The 17733-nt window shown below is 60.5% G+C and carries 14 protein-coding genes; 7 read left to right on the forward strand and 7 right to left on the reverse strand.

Annotated elements, in window-relative coordinates; genetic code table 11:
* Positions 1–22 precede the first annotated feature (22 nt).
* From imuA to ACN0RV_RS08330, 5 genes are all read left to right on the forward strand, one after another.
* Positions 23–688 carry a translesion DNA synthesis-associated protein ImuA gene (gene imuA, locus ACN0RV_RS08310; protein WP_417347169.1) on the forward strand — a complete coding sequence of 222 codons (666 nt, stop codon included), beginning with the start codon at positions 23–25 and terminating at the stop codon, positions 686–688.
* Complete coding sequence (locus tag ACN0RV_RS08315; RefSeq protein WP_417347170.1) at positions 688–2085, forward strand: Y-family DNA polymerase; 1398 nt, start codon at positions 688–690, stop codon at positions 2083–2085. Before imuA ends, ACN0RV_RS08315 begins: the two co-directional genes overlap by 1 nt.
* Positions 2072–5164, forward strand: coding sequence for an error-prone DNA polymerase (locus ACN0RV_RS08320; RefSeq protein ID WP_417347171.1), 3093 nt, complete (start codon positions 2072–2074; stop codon positions 5162–5164). The genes ACN0RV_RS08315 and ACN0RV_RS08320 overlap by 14 nt, the downstream gene beginning before the upstream one ends.
* A 144-nt stretch (positions 5165–5308) precedes the next feature.
* On the forward strand, positions 5309–5518 hold the full coding sequence (locus ACN0RV_RS08325; protein WP_028111056.1) for a cold-shock protein: 210 nt from the start codon (positions 5309–5311) through the stop codon (positions 5516–5518).
* A 147-nt stretch (positions 5519–5665) separates the two neighbouring features.
* Positions 5666–7846, forward strand: coding sequence for a DUF6351 family protein (locus ACN0RV_RS08330; protein WP_417347172.1), 2181 nt, complete (start codon positions 5666–5668; stop codon positions 7844–7846).
* Positions 7847–7854: 8 nt separating this feature from the next.
* Here ACN0RV_RS08330 and trhA read toward each other — a convergent pair whose 3' ends face one another.
* The 5 genes from trhA to ACN0RV_RS08355 form a co-directional block, all read right to left on the reverse strand.
* A complete protein-coding gene (gene trhA / locus ACN0RV_RS08335; protein ID WP_417347173.1) occupies positions 7855–8502 on the reverse strand; it encodes a PAQR family membrane homeostasis protein TrhA in 648 nt (215 codons plus the stop codon).
* Between the two features lie 106 nt (positions 8503–8608).
* Entirely contained in the window at positions 8609–9049 is a 441-nt protein-coding gene (locus ACN0RV_RS08340; protein ID WP_417347174.1) for a protein-tyrosine phosphatase family protein, read from the reverse strand.
* A 223-nt stretch (positions 9050–9272) separates the two neighbouring features.
* Positions 9273–10169: a DUF808 domain-containing protein gene (locus ACN0RV_RS08345; RefSeq protein ID WP_417347175.1), complete on the reverse strand. Its 897-nt coding sequence runs from the start codon at positions 10167–10169 to the stop codon at positions 9273–9275.
* Between the two features lie 91 nt (positions 10170–10260).
* A complete protein-coding gene (locus tag ACN0RV_RS08350) occupies positions 10261–11859 on the reverse strand; it encodes a VRR-NUC domain-containing protein (RefSeq protein WP_417347176.1) in 1599 nt (532 codons plus the stop codon).
* A gap of 32 nt (positions 11860–11891) precedes the next feature.
* Entirely contained in the window at positions 11892–13517 is a 1626-nt protein-coding gene (locus ACN0RV_RS08355; RefSeq protein ID WP_417347177.1) for an amidohydrolase, read from the reverse strand.
* Positions 13518–13764: 247 nt separating this feature from the next.
* Between ACN0RV_RS08355 and ACN0RV_RS08360 the strand changes: the two genes are divergently transcribed.
* Positions 13765–15501: a putative bifunctional diguanylate cyclase/phosphodiesterase gene (locus tag ACN0RV_RS08360; protein ID WP_417347178.1), complete on the forward strand. Its 1737-nt coding sequence runs from the start codon at positions 13765–13767 to the stop codon at positions 15499–15501.
* On the opposite strand, the gene ACN0RV_RS08365 is transcribed toward ACN0RV_RS08360, so the two are convergent.
* Positions 15498–16373, reverse strand: a complete 876-nt coding sequence (locus ACN0RV_RS08365; protein ID WP_417347179.1) for a LysR family transcriptional regulator — start codon at positions 16371–16373, stop codon at positions 15498–15500. The two genes, ACN0RV_RS08360 and ACN0RV_RS08365, sit on opposite strands and share 4 nt — an antisense overlap.
* A 116-nt stretch (positions 16374–16489) precedes the next feature.
* Here ACN0RV_RS08365 and ACN0RV_RS08370 point away from each other — a divergent pair, with 116 nt between their 5' ends.
* The gene (locus tag ACN0RV_RS08370; RefSeq protein ID WP_286339295.1) at positions 16490–16987 is read left to right on the forward strand and encodes a lactoylglutathione lyase family protein; all 498 of its coding nucleotides are present in this window, start codon (positions 16490–16492) and stop codon (positions 16985–16987) included.
* Here the strand turns inward: ACN0RV_RS08370 and ACN0RV_RS08375 are convergent.
* Entirely contained in the window at positions 16981–17613 is a 633-nt protein-coding gene (locus ACN0RV_RS08375) for a hypothetical protein (RefSeq protein ID WP_417347180.1), read from the reverse strand. The genes ACN0RV_RS08370 and ACN0RV_RS08375 overlap by 7 nt on opposite strands.
* Between the last annotated feature and the right edge of the window lie 120 nt (positions 17614–17733).

Consider the following 17733-nt stretch of genomic DNA (forward strand, 5'->3'; position numbering starts at 1 on the left):
AGTATTTCATTTGGTGCTGAAAATGTTGAAACCCGTTGACTCCCTGCTTAAGCGTGATGACCTGTGGCTGGCCAGCCAGTGGCAGCAGGATAAGTGTGGCATCGCCACAGGTTTTCCCGGCCTGGACCAACGCCTAGCTCGCCAGGGCTGGCCGGACAGAGGCGTGGTGGAGGTGCTGGTGGCTCACCCTGGCAGTGGTGAGGCCCTGCTGCTGCAGAGTCTGGTGACGCCGGCGGAAGATCAGTGGCTGCTGCTGATTTGCCCGCCCTTTGTTCCCTATGCACCGGCCTGGAGCCGGGAACTGGATCTGTCCCGGTTGCTGTGCCTGACCGATCTGGATCGTAAGGAGCAGCTGTGGGCGGCGGAGCAGGCCCTGGCCAGTGGCAGTTGTCAAAGGGTGCTGCTCTGGCTCGATGCCTTGTCGGTGAGTGAGTCGCGGCGGCTGCAACTGGCGGCGGAGAAGGGGGAGAGCGTGGCCCTGGTGTTCCTGCCTCCGGAGCTGGAGCAGGAGAGCCACCCGGTCAGTTTGCGCCTTCGGCTGTCGGTGACCCATGGGGGACACAGCCTGCAGATCCTCAAGCAGCGGGGGGGCTGGCCCCAGTCTTCTCAGCCTGTGGCCCTGGCGCCCTCTGGCTGGGGGCCGCTCCCCGAAAAGGGGAGGGTGACCCTGGTGCAGGGACCCTGGTAATGCTGTGGTTGGGTCTGCACTTTATCGATCTGCAGCTGCACCATCAGGCCAGAACCCTGGAACAGGCTCCCCCCCTGGCCCTGGTTGGAGGCCAGCCCATACAGGTGTTGCAGCTCAATGATCTGGCCCGGGGTGCCGGAGTGGCCCGGGGACAGAGTCTGGCCACGGCCACCTCCCTGTGTCCGGAGCTCAGGCTGTTGGAGCCCCTGGTCGACGATGTGCCTCTTCTGGAGGAGCTGGGGGCCTGGGCTTACGGGTTCAGCGGCCGGGTGGTGCTGGTGCCGCCGGACCGTTTGTTGCTGGAGGCGGGCAGCATGCTGCGGCTCTTTGGCGGCCTGGCCCAGTGGCGCGCGGCCCTGAATCTGAGCCTGGAGGCTCTGGGGCTGCCCTGTCGTCAGGGGCTGGGACACACGCCTCAGGCGGCTGCCTTGCTGGCCCGCAGTGGCGAGGATGCCAACACTCTGGAGGAGGAGGCGCTCAGAGCCTGCTTACTGGCTCTGCCTGTGGCTGCCCTGGAGCTGCCCGATGACAGTGGAGAGCGATTGCTGGGGATGGGCATTCGCCAGACTGAGCAGCTGTACAGGCTGCCGAGGCAGGAGCTGGGGCAGCGGTTCGGCAGTGAACTGCTGCTCTACCTCTCCCGGCTGTGGGGGGAGCTGCCCGACCCCCGTCATGAGTATCAACCGCCCCCCGGATTCCGTCAGAAGCTGGTATTGATGGAGGAGGTGGAGCTGGCCCAGGTGCTGCTGTTCCCCCTGAAACGCATGCTGGCGGCCCTGGGAGAGTTTCTCCGTCATCGTCAGCTCTCCTGCGATGCCTTTACCCTGACTCTGGTGCATCGCCAGGGGCCGGATCAGGCCATAGTGCTGCGTCCAGGCTTTGCGGAGCATCGCAGCGAGCAGCTGTTTAAGCTGGTGCAGCTGAGGTTTGAGCGCCTGACCCTGTATCAACCCGTGGTGGAGCTGATGCTCAGTGCGGAGAGCTTCAGTGAACTGGACCCTGATACCCGGTCCTTGAGTGCCCAGGTACTGCCCGGCGGTGAGCACAGCCCGGCCCGGGAGCTGGTGTCTCAGTTGATTGCCCGCCTGGGGGAGTCCAGGGTCAGGGGAGTTGGCTGTGTGGATGAGATCCGCCCGGAGCGGGCCTGGTGCTGGGGCGAGCCGGGCGCGCTGGGCTGTGCGGGTCCCCAGAAGCCTCGGCCTCCCTGGCTGCTGGAGGAGCCACAGGAGGTTGAGCGACGTCGGTTGCAACTGCGCCAGGGGCCGGAGCGGCTGGAGAGTGGCTGGTGGGACGGCGCCCCCGTTGCCCGGGATTACTATCTGGCCCAGGTCGACGATGGCCGCTGGTGCTGGGCGTTTCGGAACGAGTTGGGGTGGTTTATCCATGGCTGGTTCTGATCTGGGCTACGCCGAGCTGCACAGTTTGAGTAACTACAGCTTCCTGCAGGGGGCTTCCCACCCTGCGGAGCTGGTGGCCCAGGCGGCCAGTTTGAGTTACAGCGCCATCGCCCTCACCGACGAGTGCTCCCTGGCAGGGATCGTCAAAGCATGGGAGGAGGCCCGGGAGCATGGCATCAGGTTGATCACCGGCAGTGAGTTTCGTTTTGAGGAGGCCACCCTGGTGGTGCTGGCTCAGAGTCGTCGGGGCTATGGTCAGCTCTCAGCCCTGATCAGTCGTGCCCGGCGGCGCAGCCCCAAGGGGCAGTATGCCGTCCATTGGAGCGATCTGGAGTCCAACCTGGAGGAGTGTCTGCTGCTGATTAAGCCAGTGGTGACCACAGAGCGACAGGTCCTGGATTCGGTGATCGCCAGGCTGATGCCCCTGTATAAGGGGCGGCTGTGGTTGTTGGTGGAGCGCCACTTCATCCCTGAGGATGCCGCCGCACTGGCCCTGACCGAGGCCCTGGGTCAGCACTGGTCACTGCCTCTGGTGTGTGCCGGTGGCGTACGGATGCACAGAACTGAGCGACAGCCTTTGCTGGATCTGCTCTGCTGCGTGCGCCATGGCTGCACCCTGTCTCAGGCCGGCTGGCGTCTGCAGGGCAACCGGGAGGCCCACCTGAAATCCTTGTCGGCCCTGGCGCGTCGTTATCGGCCCGATTGGCTGGCGCAGACCCAGGTGATCGCCAGCCTGTGTCAGTTTGAGCTGGAGGAGCTGCGTTATCAGTATCCGGCGGAGGTGGTGCCCCAGGGACTCAGTGCCTCTCAGTATCTGCGTCAGCAAACCGAGGAGGGGGCACGCCGGCGTTATCCACATGGAGTGCCGGAGGCGGTCTCGGCTCAGATCCAGCGGGAGCTGCAGCTTATCGATGAGCTGGAGTATCACTACTTCTTTTTGACCATCTACGACATCGTCCGCTTCGCCCGTTCCCGCAAGATCCTCTATCAGGGGCGGGGCTCGGCGGCCAACTCGGTGGTGTGCTACTGCCTGGGGATCACCGAGGTGGACCCCACTCAGGTCAGCCTGCTGTTTGAGCGCTTTATCTCTAAAGAGCGCAATGAGCCGCCGGACATCGATGTGGACTTTGAGCATCAGCGCCGGGAGGAGGTGATCCAGTATATTTACGGCAAGTATGGCCGGGAGCGCGCCGCCCTGGCTGCCACGGTGATCAGCTACCGATTCAAGAGCGCGGTGCGGGATGTGGGCAAGGCCCTGGGGCTGGATGAGAGCTATCAGGAGCGGCTGATCAAACAGGTGGACCGGCGTGACAAGGAGAGTTCCTGGCAGAATCAGACCCAGGCGCTGATGAGTGAGGAGGGCTTGCCCAGTGGTGCCGCCGCCCATCTGGTGCCTCTGGTGGAGGCCCTTATCGGCTTTCCCCGCCACCTGTCCCAGCATGTGGGTGGTTTTATCATCTCCCAGGGGCCCCTGGCGGAGCTGGTGCCGGTGGAGAACGCCGCCATGGCGGACAGGACGGTGATCCAGTGGGACAAGGACGACCTGGAAGCCCTGGGGCTGCTCAAGGTGGATGTGCTGGCCCTGGGGATGCTGACCGCCATCCGCCGCTGTTTCGACTTGATTGGTCAGTGGCGAGGTCAGCACTATGGCATGGACGATGTGCAGCGGGAGCAGCCCGAGGTGTACGACATGCTGTGTCAGGCGGACAGCATCGGCGTGTTTCAGATTGAGTCCAGGGCCCAGAGCAACATGCTGCCCAGGCTGCGCCCCAGGAGCTATTACGATCTGGTGATTCAGATCGCCATTGTTCGTCCGGGGCCCATTCAGGGGGACATGGTGCACCCTTATTTGCGTCGCCGTCACGGCCTGGAGCCGGTGAGTTATCCCAGTGATGCGGTGCGGGAGGTGCTGGAGCGCACCCTGGGGGTGCCCATTTTCCAGGAGCAGGTGATCAAACTGGCCATGGTGGCTGCCGGTTTCTCCGGCGGCGAAGCGGATCGCCTGCGCCGGGCCATGGCCAGCTGGAAGCGTCATGGGGAGCTGGACAAGTTTGAGACCAAGCTGCTCTCTGGCATGGCCGATCGGGGCTACAGCGAAACCTTTGCCCGCCAGGTGTTCAACCAGATCCGTGGCTTCGGAGAGTACGGCTTTCCCGAGTCCCACTCCGCCAGTTTCGCTCTGCTGGCCTATGTGTCCGCCTACCTCAAGTTCCACTACCCGGCAGCCTTCTGCTGCGCCTTGCTCAACAGCCAGCCCATGGGCTTCTACACCCCCTCCCAGTTGGTGCAGGACGTCAGCCGCCACGGAGTCAGTGTGCTGCCGGTGTCGGTCAACCACAGCAGTTGGGATCATACGCTGGAGTCCGTTGCCGGCGAGGCCGGGCTGCGCCTGGGGCTGAGACTGGTGAAGGGGCTCAACGAAGAGGCGGGACGCCGGGTGGTGGATTGCCGTCCCCCAGATGGTTTTCGTGACAGCCAGCAACTGGCATCACTGACCGGGCTGGGGCGCCAGGAGCTGGAGCGGCTGGCGGCGGCGGATGCCCTGAAGAGCCTGGCCGGCCATCGTTACCAGGCGCGCTGGCAACTGGCGGCGGTGGCGGAGCAGTTGCCCCTGTTTGGCGATACCCCGCTGGAGAGTGAAGTGACCCTCTGTCAGCCTGAGGTGGAGGAGGAGATGCTGACCGATTTTTCACAATTGGGGCTGACCCTGGGAGAGCACCCCATGTCGATGTTGCGCCGTCGTGGTTTGATGAAGGGACAGGTGAACGCCGAGCAACTGATGGCCTGCCGTCATGGCCAGTTGGTGACCCTGACAGGGGTGGTGGTCGGGCGCCAGCGACCGGGAACCGCCAGTGGGGTGACCTTCATTACCCTGGAGGATGAAACCGGCAACGCCAATGTGGTGGTGTGGAGTCGTACCGCCCAGGCTCAGCGTCAGCCCTATCTCACGGCAAAACTGATGCAAGTGAGTGGAAAAGTCGAGAAAGGGGAGGGAGTGGTGCATCTGATGGCCGGCCGCTTGCGCGACAGAAGTGAACTCTTTGACAATTTCAGGGTTCAATCTCGAAATTTTCGTTAACAAAATGGGATCATTTTTGATCAGGGCACATTAACTGATAAAAAATTCACCAGAAGGTTTGTAAACGGCGACAACCTGCGTATACTTGAACTCGATAACGGGCGGTAAGGACCGTTCGTAGGATTGATTGAAAAAGAGTTAGATATGTCTGAACAAGTTACTGGAACAGTTAAGTGGTTTAACGACGAAAAAGGATTTGGCTTCATCTCCCGTGAAGATGGCAAGGATGTGTTCGTGCACTTCTCTGCTATCCAGGGCAGTGGACGCCGTACCCTGGTTGAGGGTCAGCAAGTGACCATGACCGTAATTCAAGGCCAAAAAGGTCCTCAAGCTGAGAACGTAAGCGTTATCTAACACTTACCCAAGCAGATTTTCAGGGCCCTTGCCGTCAGGCGAGGGCCTTTTTATTGCCTGAAATTTGTGTGGGCGTCTGCGCCTTTTGGGGGACGCCGCCAATTTGAACCACACTTAGTCTCATGTCGGGCCGCATGGGAGTGCGCGATGAGGTGGTTGTTCTATCTTTTGACCCTGGTGTTGGTCAGCCTGCTTGGGGTGCTGGGCTACTACCAGTATCAGCGCTGGACCCACCCCTACCACGAGATGCAGGTCAACAAGCTTGCCCCCACGGTTGCCGCTCCCCTTATCGACTATCAGCCGCACCTGGCTTTGGTCACCCGTCCTGAAGAAACCTATCCGTTCCCCATTCCCCTGGGAGAGGTGGGCCCGGTGCAGACCCTGTATGCCGGCCAGAGCCAGTACCCCTTCTTCTGTATGACCCAACTGGCCGGGCTGGGCCAACCTGTTGTGGATAACCAAGAGGGGTATGGCGTTCCTGTTTATGAGGAGCGCGGCGGCGTTCAGAGTAGCCGCATCCTGGGTTACAGCCGGGATTGCGGGCTGCCCAGCCAGCTCAATTACTACTTTGTCGACACAAGGGGCAAGGTGCGCCGCTACGACAGCCAGTTTCCCCCTCCGCTTGAGGCGGTGGCCTCTACCGAGATCGATGGCCAGTCGGTCCCCGAGATCTACCGGGTGGAGAGTGGCACCATCAACCGGTACATCTACCACATCGCCATGCTGGCGACCCCGGACCTTACTCGCACCGATGCGCCCTGGTGGAACAGCAAGCTGATCTACCAGTTTCATGGTGGCAGCGGCATTGGCTTCCGTCAGGGGCGGGTCAAGCCCTTCAGGTTGGTGAGCAAGCGCCGGGAGCAGCTGCGCTCCGGCTATGCGGTGATCACCTCCAGCGGCAACAAAACCAGTTATACCTACAACATGATCCGGGCAGAGGACACCGCCCGCCGGGTGAAACGTCAGTTTACCAGCCTTTATGGCGACCCCAGCTACACCATAGGCATCGGTGGCTCAGGAGGCGGCCTGGCTCAGTACCTGATGGCTCAGAACCGTTCACAGGTGTTCGACGGTGCCCTGGCGCTCTATGCCTACCCGGACATGGTTACCCAGACTCTCTACGGCCTGGATTGCGACCTGCTCAACACCTATTACGCCTTTCGGGCCAACAGGAACCATCGATGGCAGGATTTTGATAACCGGGTGTCTCTGGAGGGGATGAACGCCAAGGCCGGATTCGATCATAAGGCGCCCTTTCTGGAGCCGCTGAATCAGTTGCTGCACGGGCGATGGCCCAGCTGGCCCGAGGGATCCAGTGAGTGCATCAACGGCTGGTTCGGCCTGTCGGCGCTGATTCACAACCCGCATCAGGGTTACATCCGGCCCATGTTCTCTGAACCGATTCAGGCGCAGGGTCATTGGAGTTACTGGGAAGATCTGGTTCAGATCTATGGCCGGGATCCTCAGGGCTATGCTCGAAGCGCCTGGGGCAATATGGGGGTGCAGTATGGGCTGCGCTCTCTGGTGAGTGGTGAGATCACCCCGGCGGAGTTCCTCCACCTAAATCGCTACATTGGCAGTTGGCGCACGCCTCATCGGATGGAGGCGGAGTCCATCTGGCTGCCTTTAGGCCATAAGCTGCCTTTGTGGCTCTCCCTCTGGGGCAACCACAACATCACCGAGGGAGCGCCTGCTGCCAGGCGTCAGCCTGACCCCCTGGCTGTCGAGCGGGCCTATCGCAGTGGTCAGGTGTTTGTGGGCAGCAACCCCTTGCCGGTCATCGATCTGCGCCATTACCTTGAGCCGGAACTGGATATGCACCACCTCTCCGCCTCCTTTGAGGCCAGGGCACGGATCCTGGCCTGGGAGGGGCACAGGGAGAACCAGCTTATCTGGGTGTCACACCAGAACTACACCCCTCTCGCCGAGGCCTTTGAGGCGATGGAGGCCTGGCTCGAGGCCAGGGCCCAGGGTGAGCCGAGGCCCAATGGGCTGAAGGATCTCTGTTTCGATGAAACTGGTGAGGTGATCTACCGGGGTGAAGACGCCTGGGATGGTTCCTGGAACGGCAAAGCGGACGGGACCTGCAGCCAGCACTATCCCCACTTCAGTAACTCCCGGGTTCAGGCTGGCGGCCCCTGGGAGGGCAGCGTATTCCAGTGTCGTCTGATCCCTGTGGCTCAGGCCATCGAGCAGGGTCAGTATGGGGAGCGGGACATGTCTGCTTATCTGGAGAAGCTTATGAGGATCTTTCCCTCTGGGGTGTGCGACCTGAGCAGGGTGGATGCCCTCAGGCCGCTGGATCTGACGCCAGAGTTGGGGTTCTAGCCGCGGAGTCAGCTGGGAATCACAAAGACCGCTATGGCCACGCAGTGACACACGGCGCCGCCCAGGACACACAGGTGCCAGATGGCATGGGTGTAGGGGGTGCGCTTGGCCACATAGAAGGCAATCCCACCGCTGTAACAGAGCCCACCTATCCACAGCAGGTTGAAGCCGGCATTGGGCATCGCCTGATGGAGTGGGTAGATCACCAATAGGCACAGCCAGCCCATCACCAGGTAGGTGGTCAGGGCCAGCTTCTTGTAGCGGTGAACGAAGAACGCCTTAAACAGGATTCCCGCCAGAGCCATGGCCCAGATGGTGGCCAGCACCAGATCGGCTCTCCAGTCGTCCAGGCTGATCACCATCATCGGAGTGTAGGTTCCGGCGATCAGCAGGTAGATGGCGCAGTGATCCAGGCGCTTGAACACCTGTTTGGCGCCGGGATGGTGGATGGCGTGGTAAAGGGTTGAGAACAGAAACAGCAGGATCAGGCTGGCGCCGTAGATGCTGATGCTGGCAATTTCCCAGCCACTGAGGACGGGAATCCCCTTGGTCAGCATCAGGGTCAGGCCCACGATGGCGGCGGCGACACCCAGCCCGTGGGTTACGGCATTGGCGATCTCCTCGCCAGTGGAGTAGGGGTGGACTTGGGTGCTCATCAGGCTCTCTCTGTGACACAGGTCAAACCAGAATCTTATCAGCAGGAGATTGAGCTAACAAGTGTTAGCTCAATTTCATAGGTGGCTGATTAACGCCGCCTAAATGTTACTGAATCACGTTGGCCTGTTGCAGCAGGCTGATCAGCTGCGTCTCATCCAGTTCCAGCTCGGGCATGATGCTTTCGATGGTGGTCAGGGCCGCATCGAAGTCGCCCTGCTGGTGAATCAGGTAGGCCGCCAGGCCAGCGGCGGTGCGCTGCCCGCCGTTGCAATGGACGGCAACGGCCCCTTCAAAACGTTCGATGAAGCGAACCATCTGCTCCAGTTGCACTCGGCTGGGGACCTGACCACAGGACACTGGCAGCCAGAGGAAGGGCAGTTGCCAGTCCTGATAGAGTTGATGATTGTCCCGGTCGTCACACAGTGAGATCACCGCTTGAAAACGAGCCTTGGCCAGAGCACCCAGTTCATGGGCTCTGGGCTTGCGGATGCCGGCCAGTTTGCCGGGTTGTACCCATCTCGGGGTCAGATGTACCTCTTGGTTCATGACGCTCTCCCATTCACTTGTGAGATCAGTTTAGGGGGCGTTAGCTGAACAGAAATTAAACGGGGCGAACTGCTTGGATACTAACCGGCAGATCGATTCAGGAGGGGTTCAGACAGTAACAGTTTGCAGCCAATTTTGTCTCATTTGGCTTCTAACTGATTAAAGTTGGTGACAAATTCGATGAGCGAAGATAACCGGCGGCGGTTCGCCGCCGGTCCGGAGTTTAGCCCTTCGCCTTTTGCACCAGATGCAGGCCACCCACCAGCACAAAGCCAGCCAGCAAACCGGTCAGGCCGTTGAGCAGGGTGGGGACAATGGCGGAGACGATCTGGCCGATGGCGGGGATCAGCGCGGTTTCGGCGGCGGCTTCAGAGATCCATTCACTGATGAGGTGCACGCCGTGGGTAAGGATGCCGCCGCCCACCAGGAACATGGCGATGGTGCCCACCAGAGAGAGCGATTTCATCAGCTTGGGGGCCGCAGCCAGCAGCATTCGGCCGATGCTCTGACTGACAGAAGAGGGGCGCTGGCTCAGGTAGAGGCCGGCGTCGTCAATCTTGACGATCACCGCCACCAGACCGTACACACCTATGGTCATCAGCAGGGCAATGGTGGCCAGGGTCGACAACTGGGTGATAAAAGGCGCGGTGGCGACAACGCCCAGGGTGAGCACGATGATCTCCGCCGACAGGATAAAATCGGTGCGGATGGCGCCCTTGATCTTGGTCTGCTCATACTGATGCTGATCTTCGCCGCTGAGATCTTTCGGGGTCTGATGCCCCTCCTTGGAGAGCATCTCCAGCACTTTTTCGGCCCCCTCGAAGCAGAGGAACAGGCCGCCCAGCATCAGCAGGGGAGTGATCAGCCAGGGAATAAAGGCACTGATGGCCAGGGCGGCGGGCACCAGTATCCCTTTGTTCATCAGCGACCCTTTGGCGACCGCCCACACCACCGGAAGTTCACGGTCGGCCTTTACGCCGGATACCTGCTCGGCGTTTACCGCCAGGTCGTCTCCCAGTACGCCGGCGGTCTTTTTGGCGGCGACCTTGCTCATCAGTGCCACATCATCCAGAAGAGCGGCGATATCATCGAGGAGGGTTAAAAGGCTGGCTCCTGCCATGTTGTTGATTTCCTGTTATAAAGCACAAAGTTTCTAAGGCGCCAAGAGTAGTCCTCCGGGCAGGTTTCGGCAATAGTCTAATCGAGTTTAATTACTCGAACTTGACCTGACACACGGCCACATCTGCCCCCTGATCTTCAAGAAAGTGTATCCAGCGTGTCTGGTTGTCCTGCAGTCGGTCTCCCGGTCCCTTCACCTCCAGCCAGCGAGCCTGATTATCCCGGGCCATGAACAGGTCGGGGTGACCGGAGCGATTGCCGCGCAAGTCAAACAGCTGCCTCTGAAAGCAGGCGCTCAGCAGAGGTCTTGGCAGAGTCTCAAGGGCCAGCTGGGCCAGTTCCAGCGGAAACCAGTCCCACTGCACCAGAGGATTCAAAATCCCCTGTTTGTCGCGATAGCGCGCCAGCAGTTGTTCTGGACGCCAGTGGTGCAGCGCCTGGTCAAGCTGAGAGCGGCGCCGCTCGGCAAACTGGGGGCGGTACAGGTCCCTGGGGCCTATCTGGTAGGGGTTGAGAAAGGCGCCGGGCACCGGCTCAAACAGGGCGGGCCAGATGGCCAGCCCCAGCAGGCCGTTGAGCAGACTGTTTTCGCAGTAATAAACCTGCCAGCCTTGGGCCTGATAGTGTCGGGCCACCTGCAGTTCCACCCGTTCTCCACTGTTGGCCAGGGTCAGCGTCTGCTGCCTCGCTTTATGCTGCGGCAGGGGAGACCAGCGCCAGTGCCCCTGGCGGGCCAGCTGTTTGCCGAGCCTGGCGCCAACCGTGGCTTCATGCTCATCCTTTGCGGTTTCCAGCATCTGGGTGACCCGGTCAAGGGCGTGCTGAGGCTGTTCCATTTTGAGGGCGATGCGTGCCTGGCGTTCGCGGCTGGGGGGCAGTTCGCTCTGACCATAGAGAGTCAAAGCCTGGTCAAACTGCTCACGGCGTTCCCACTCCCTGGCGAACAGCAGTGCCAGTTTCTGACGTTTGCGCTCAATCTCCGGCCAGGGCAGGGGCTCTGGCAGTCTGGTGGCCAGTTGCAGCAGGCCGTCAGAGTCGCGCTTGTCCAGGCAGAGGTGACACGCCTTGGCCAGTTCGCCCAGTAAGAGCCAGGCCTCCAGCGCTTCGCGACAGCCGACTTCCAGCCCGTCGGCGGTGATGGGGTAGGATTCGAACCGTTGGAGCCCCAGATCGCTCACCACAAATTGGGCCAGGTCCTGATGAAGGTTGCCAAAGTAAAGCAGCTTGAGCGTTTCCAGGATTGCAGGCTCCTTCAGGGACAGAATCCGCAACTGGTGGCTCGGCACTGGCTCATTCTCAAGGCTGGTCAGCAGCTCGGGCTTGCGCAGCTTGGGGTTGGCCTCTGGCACCATGGCCAGCAGCTCTGCTTTGGTGCATAGGCTGGCCAGCTCAGTCCAAGAGCAGCTCGTGTGCCAACAGGCGAAATTGCTTTCAACCAGGGCATTGGCGCGTTCGGCCAGGTTGGGGATCTCGGCGTAGCTGAGCTTGTCCAGGCGGAACAGGGGTCCCTTGCGGGAGAGGAGTCTCACCAGCAGGCACCGTTCTGCGCGGTTAAGTCGATCGAAGCGGTTCAACCACAATGTTTCTGCCGGGCTGAGCAGGTGGGCGCTTCGCCGGCGCACCTCTTCAATGAGGGTCTGAAAGTTGGTCAGGTAGTAATCGGGCGCCAGATCGGCGCCCGCAGTGTTCACTGGCTTGTCCATGGGAACAGCTTAGCCGTGAACTATCGCTGTTCAAACCCCTTGGTGACAAACACGGGGTTGCCATCCAGATAGGTGGCCAGCACCTGGGTCTGCCAGATCTCGGCGGCCGGCACCTTGAAGTAGTCCCTGTCCACCAGAATGAAGTCGGCGGCCTTGCCGGGTTCCAGCGAACCCAGCTGTTTTTCCTGGAAGGCGGCATAGGCGGCTCCAAGGGTAAAGGCGTGCAGGGCTTCCTCCCGGCTCAGGGCCTGCTCCGAGTACCAGCCTGTTGCCGGTTGCCCCTGATGATCCTGGCGGGCTACGGCGGCGTAAAGCCCCCAGAAGGGGTTGGCCGATTCAATGGGGAAGTCGGAGCCGGCGGCCAGTGGGATCCCTTTGTCCAGCACGGTGCGCCAGGCATAGGCACCGTGGATACGCACCGGGCCCAGGCGATCTTCCGCCATATTCATGTCTGAGGTGGCGTGGGTGGGCTGCATGGAGGCGATGATGCCGGCAGACTTGATGGCATCAAAGTCCTCAGGGGCCACCACCTGCAGGTGTTCGATGCGGTTTCGTTGGGTTGGGCCGCCAAACTGGGCCATCGCCTTCAGCACTTCCCGGTTGCCCCGGTCGCCAATGGCGTGGACATTGGCCTGGAAGCCGCGATCGATGACCGCCTTGATGCGTTTTTTCAGCTCTGGCACCGGGTGAATCAGCAGGCCGCGATGCCCCTTCATGTCGCTGTAGTCATCCAGCAGGGCAGCGCCGCGGCTGCCCAGGGCGCCATCGGCGTAGAGCTTGACGGATCGGGCCACCAGGTGGTCGCCTTCATAGGGGCCAGCAACCCGGCTCAGGGTCTCCACGTCAGAGAGCATGGCATAGATGCGCAGGGGCAGGGTGCCATTGGCGTCCTTGGCCTGGTACAGGGCCAGGGTGTCATAGCCCACGCCAGCATCGTGGACGCCGGTCAATCCCAGGCTGGAGAGTTGCTTCAGGGCAACATCCAGGGCGACCCGATTCTCCTGCTCGGTGCGGGCGGGAATCTTCTCCTCGACCAGCGACATGGCGTTGTCCACCAGGATGCCATCCGCCTTCCCCTGATTGTCGCGGCTAATCTGGCCGCCATCGGGATCTTTGGTGTTGTCCTTGATGCCTGCCATGCTCAAGGCCTTGGAGTTGGCCCAGCCCGCATGGCCATCGACCCGGCGCAGCCACACCGGCTTGTCTTTGACGATGGCGTCCAGATCCTCGGCGGTTGGGAAGGCGCGGTCGGGCCACAGTTCCTGATTCCAGCCACGGCCTCGAATCCACTGGGCCTGAGGATTGGCCTCGGCATAGGCTTGGATCCTGGCCAGGGCCTGGGCCTTGCTGGTGATGCCGGTCAGATTCAGATCGGATTGCAGGTAACCCTGACCCATGATGTGGCCATGGGCGTCGGTGAGGCCGGGCAGCAGGGTCATCCCTTTCCCATCAAGGCGTCGGTCCGCCTGGGTAAATGCACCACGGGCGCCGGTCTCCACCACCTTGCCGTTTTTGACCAGCAGGGCGCCAAACTGGGTGAGGCCATCCTGAGTCAGGGTATAGCCGTTGACGTTGTCCACCAGCAGGGTGTCTGCGGCGGAGGGCAGAGTGAAACACAGGGCCAGGGCAGCGATCAGGGGGCGCATGGCAATTCCTTTTGAATTTAATTACTTATTATGTTTTTGGGCAGGAGGACACCCTAGCAGCTGCTCCCGGGGCAACGCAATCTGAAGGAGAGTGCGCCCTGGGGGCAAATTTGGAAAAACTGCGGTCGAAATTGTTGCCTAATTGACGAATATATATGACTTTTATGTGACAAATGGCCATGTTAACGTAAGGGGCGGTATTCTCTAGGGACGGGTGTGCATGGACGGTGAAGGACAGGTTTCTGAGGTGAGCAGACTGACCGGCTCGCTTACCGAGACGAAACTGCTGGAGTATCTGGAGGTGATTCGGGTGCTCTTCGCCAACTCCACCGACATGATGTGGGTGCTCTTTGGCGATCGCTTTATCTGGAGCAACGCAGAATCGGCCCGGCAACTGGGTTTCGACTCCCCTGACAGCCTGGTGGGATTGACGCCGGGGGACATCTCTCCTGAACTGCAGCCCGGCGGCATCTCTTCCTACAAACGCGCCCTGGAGGAGATCCAAAGTGCCATCGACCTGGGTCACCACAGGTTTGAGTGGTTCCACCAGCACACCAACGGCGACCTCATTCCCTGCGAAATCATCCTTACCGCCATCCCCCTGGTGAACGACGTGGCCCTGCTGGCCATTGGTCGCAACCTCAGCCTGGTGAAAGAGGTGGAGCAGAGGCTGAAACGTTCCCAGTTTGTGGATGTGTTGACCGGTCTGCCCAACCGACGGGCTTTGGTGAGGTCCCTGGAAGCTCAGCTGTCAGAACCCTCTGGGCCACTCAGCCTGGTCTGCATCGGCCTGGACCAGTTCAAACGCATCAACGAAGAGTTTGGTTTCAGAACCGGGGACAAGGTGCTCAAGCTGGTGGCCAGACGCCTGGCGGGCCGGGTCGGCGAACAGGGGGATCTTGGCCGATTCCACGGCGACACCTTTGTGGTGGTCTTGCCGGGCAAGACCCATGCTCAGGCACTGCAGTGGGCCGAGGCACTGCTGGAGTTTCTGTGTGAGCCCATCTCTCTGGCCAGTTTCACTCTCGGACTTCAGTGCAGTCTGGGCGTGGCTCACCTCAAGGAGTCGGAAGACGCCCGGACCCTGCTGCAGCACGCCGAGAGTGCCATGTTCCAGGCGAAACGCAGCAGTGGGCCCAGGCTCTGTTGTTACAGCGCACGGCTGGCGGCGGAACAGGCCCAGGAGCGAAATCTGGTCAACGAGATGCGTGATGCCTTGGAGCGTAAGGAGTTTTTCCTGGTGTACCAGCCGGTGTTTCACCTGAACAGCGGCCTGATCACCGGGGCTGAAGCCCTGCTCAGATGGCGTCACCCATTGCGGGGTGTGCTCTCTCCCGACGCCTTTATCGAACAGGCCGAGCAGAGTGGCCAGATAGTGGAGATGGGCCGTCAGGTGCTGGAGATGGCCTGTGTCCAGATGCGCCGTTGGCTGGATCTGGGGCTTCCCCTCAAGCAGATGAGCATCAATATCTCCGTTCGTCAGATAGAGAATGGTGACCTGGTGGAGTCGATGCTGGACATCCTGGAGCGTCACCGCATCCCCCCTGAGTGCATGGAGGTGGAGGTCACCGAATCCATGCTGCTGCAGCAAGGGAAGGCGATGGCGGCCCAATTGTGGAAGTTGCGCCAGGCCGGGGTGGCCATTGCCATCGACGACTTCGGTACCGGTTACTCCTCCTTTGGCCGGTTAAAAACTCTGCCGGTCGACAGGGTGAAGATCGATCGCAGCTTTGTCCGTGAGCTGGAAAACGATGAGCGCAACGCTTCCATCATTCAGGCGATCATCGCCCTGGCCCACAACCTGGAGATGGTGGTGACCGCCGAGGGGATAGAAACCGATTACCAGTATCAGTTCCTGCGCAGCCAGCGCTGCGAAGCGGGGCAGGGGTATCTCATCAGCCCACCAGTGGCACCGGTCCGGTTCGAGCACCTGGTGCGCCAGCGGTGGCAGAAGTTCAGCCGTTCACCGGTTGAGACCGATTAGGGGTTCAACAGGGGCTCTATGGTGTCGATGACGTGCCTGACCCGGGTGGGTTGGGGCTGATGACGTCGATACACCAGATAGACAGGCTCACACACCGGGTTTTCCAGCGGGTGAACCGCCACCTTCTCCAGCTCAGTGAACGCTTCCACCGCATACTTGGGCAATACGGTAAAGCTCAGCCCCTTGGCCACCGGCGCCAGAAGCATGCCGATGTGGTTGCAGAATCCTCGCTTGGGCAGCTGACTGAGCTGCTGAAACTCACTGAAGTTGGCGCCCAGCAACATGCCGATGTGGTGTTCACCATCCGGGTGCTCGTTGTATCCCAGCTGCATCAGATCATCCCAACTGGGATTGGTGACCTCTGCCGGGGTGACCAGATAGAGGGGCTCTTCACCAAAAGGGCGATAGGCCAGGTCCGGTTTGTCCCCCAATCGGGTAATCAGCCCCAGATCCAGGTTACGATTGAGCAGTTCCCGCTCCACCCCTTCATTGGGGGCAAAGGTGTAGTCGATGGTCAGCCCCGGATGTTGTTGCTGCATCCCCAGCAGTTCTGGGTAGAGCTTCAGTCCCAGGCTGCCCGGTGAGGCAAAGCGAATGGGCCCGGAGAAGGGGTTGTCTGTGGCCAGGTGCTGCTCCAGATGAGACAGCTCAGCCAGGGTGCGTTGGGCCTGCTGATACACCTCCCGGCCCGCTCGCGTCAGTTGAAAGCTCTTCCCCTCCCGCTGCAAAAGAGCCTGATTAAAGTGGGATTCCAGCTTCCTCACATGCTGGCTGACTCCGGGCTGGGTCATGGCCAGTTTTTCTGCGGTGCGGGTAAAGTGGCCGGTCTCCACCAGGGTCACGTAGGTTTGCAGCCAGATGAGGTTCAACATAACAGACAATACTTGATGATTATGAATTCTTATCATAAAAATCAAAAACCATAATTTCAAGTTCTGGGGCGAGTTCTCTAACCTGTGCAGCATATTCACTGAACAGGGCAAGCAACATGACTCAGCAATTTCCCCGCACCTTCTCCCACATCGGTATCTCAGTGCCTGATCTGGAGGCCGCCGTTAAGTTCTACACCGAGGTGATGGGCTGGTATCTCATTATGGAGCCTGCCGAAGTGACCGAGGATGACAGCGCCATCGGCATCATGTGTAACGATGTATTCGGCCCTGGCTGGGGCAGCTTCAAGATTGCCCATCTGGCCACCGGCGACAAGATTGGCATCGAGCTGTTTGAATTCCCCAATGCACAGAACCCGGAGAACAACTTTGAGTTCTGGAAAACCGGTGTGTTCCACTTCTCGGTTCAGGATCCCGATCTGGAAGGGTTGGTTGAGAAGATTCTGGCGGCAGGCGGCAAGCAGCGTATGCCGGTACGCTACTACTACCCGGGTGAGAAACCTTATCGCATGGTGTACATGGAAGACCCCTTCGGCAACATTCTGGAGATTTACAGCCACAGTTATGAGTTGACCTACTCCTCAGGCGCCTACTGATCCTCAGGATTGGCCTGACTCACCGCTCGCCGCTCCAGGCGGGCGATCGCCTTGAGCACCTCTTCCCGGTTTTTGCCGCTTTTTATCCAGGTGGGCAGCCGGGTGAAGTAGGCCCACTTCAGGCCACTGCCTTCGCGCAAGCTGGCCTGGATATAAGCCTTGAGCGCCTTAAGGTGAGCGGCACCGTACACCCAGACGACCCCATGGCGGGTGGGCTCCTTCAACGCCAGTTCCAGTCCAAAGTAGGGATCGATGGCGTGATCTGCCGGGGCCGAACGGGTAAAAGAGAGCTCTATCGCATTGTCGGTCTGACAGTTGGGGCAGGGAGCATGGCCCACAGGCGATGAAACCTGGCTGGCCGATTCAAACGCCAGATTGCAGTGCACAGATTGAAAGCCGCAGCGCTGGCAGGGGCGTGAGCCAAAGCCAGCGACAGGGCCCTGCCAGTGGCTTTTGCCGGTTTTCAGGGTGTGGGCACAGTGAGGGCAGAACAGGGTGGCGTGCCATGCCCGTATATCCGGGTTGCCTTTTATCAGGGCAACACAGTCGCACTTGGGGCAGTTTACCTCCACCTGGGTGGCCCAGTACCTCAATGGGTAGCCTGGATCCCGATACCTGCTGTTCATGGTCACTCCCTCTTCTGCTCGCAAGCCAGTATACCAAGTTACTTTTTACCAGAACGTGAAAAGGGCCCTTCAGGGCCCTTTTTTACTTGTGAGCGAATTACTTGGCAATCAGTACCTTCG

Origin of the sequence: Ferrimonas sp. (genome assembly GCF_048263965.1) — a bacterium.
Taxonomy (GTDB): Bacteria; Pseudomonadota; Gammaproteobacteria; order Enterobacterales; family Shewanellaceae; genus Ferrimonas.

Excerpts from the sequence above, each read along its gene's own strand:
- imuA (WP_417347169.1), top strand. The coding sequence starts at position 23 with ATGTTGAAACCCGTTGACTCCCTGCTTAAGCGTGATGACCTGTGGCTG.
- ACN0RV_RS08315 (WP_417347170.1), top strand. The coding sequence starts at position 688 with ATGCTGTGGTTGGGTCTGCACTTTATCGATCTGCAGCTGCACCATCAG.
- ACN0RV_RS08320 (WP_417347171.1), top strand. The coding sequence starts at position 2,072 with ATGGCTGGTTCTGATCTGGGCTACGCCGAGCTGCACAGTTTGAGTAAC.
- ACN0RV_RS08325 (WP_028111056.1), top strand. The coding sequence starts at position 5,309 with ATGTCTGAACAAGTTACTGGAACAGTTAAGTGGTTTAACGACGAAAAA.
- ACN0RV_RS08330 (WP_417347172.1), top strand. The coding sequence starts at position 5,666 with ATGAGGTGGTTGTTCTATCTTTTGACCCTGGTGTTGGTCAGCCTGCTT.
- trhA (WP_417347173.1), bottom strand. The coding sequence starts at position 8,502 with ATGAGCACCCAAGTCCACCCCTACTCCACTGGCGAGGAGATCGCCAAT.
- ACN0RV_RS08340 (WP_417347174.1), bottom strand. The coding sequence starts at position 9,049 with ATGAACCAAGAGGTACATCTGACCCCGAGATGGGTACAACCCGGCAAA.
- ACN0RV_RS08345 (WP_417347175.1), bottom strand. The coding sequence starts at position 10,169 with ATGGCAGGAGCCAGCCTTTTAACCCTCCTCGATGATATCGCCGCTCTT.
- ACN0RV_RS08355 (WP_417347177.1), bottom strand. The coding sequence starts at position 13,517 with ATGCGCCCCCTGATCGCTGCCCTGGCCCTGTGTTTCACTCTGCCCTCC.
- ACN0RV_RS08365 (WP_417347179.1), bottom strand. The coding sequence starts at position 16,373 with ATGTTGAACCTCATCTGGCTGCAAACCTACGTGACCCTGGTGGAGACC.
- ACN0RV_RS08370 (WP_286339295.1), top strand. The coding sequence starts at position 16,490 with ATGACTCAGCAATTTCCCCGCACCTTCTCCCACATCGGTATCTCAGTG.
- ACN0RV_RS08375 (WP_417347180.1), bottom strand. The coding sequence starts at position 17,613 with ATGAACAGCAGGTATCGGGATCCAGGCTACCCATTGAGGTACTGGGCC.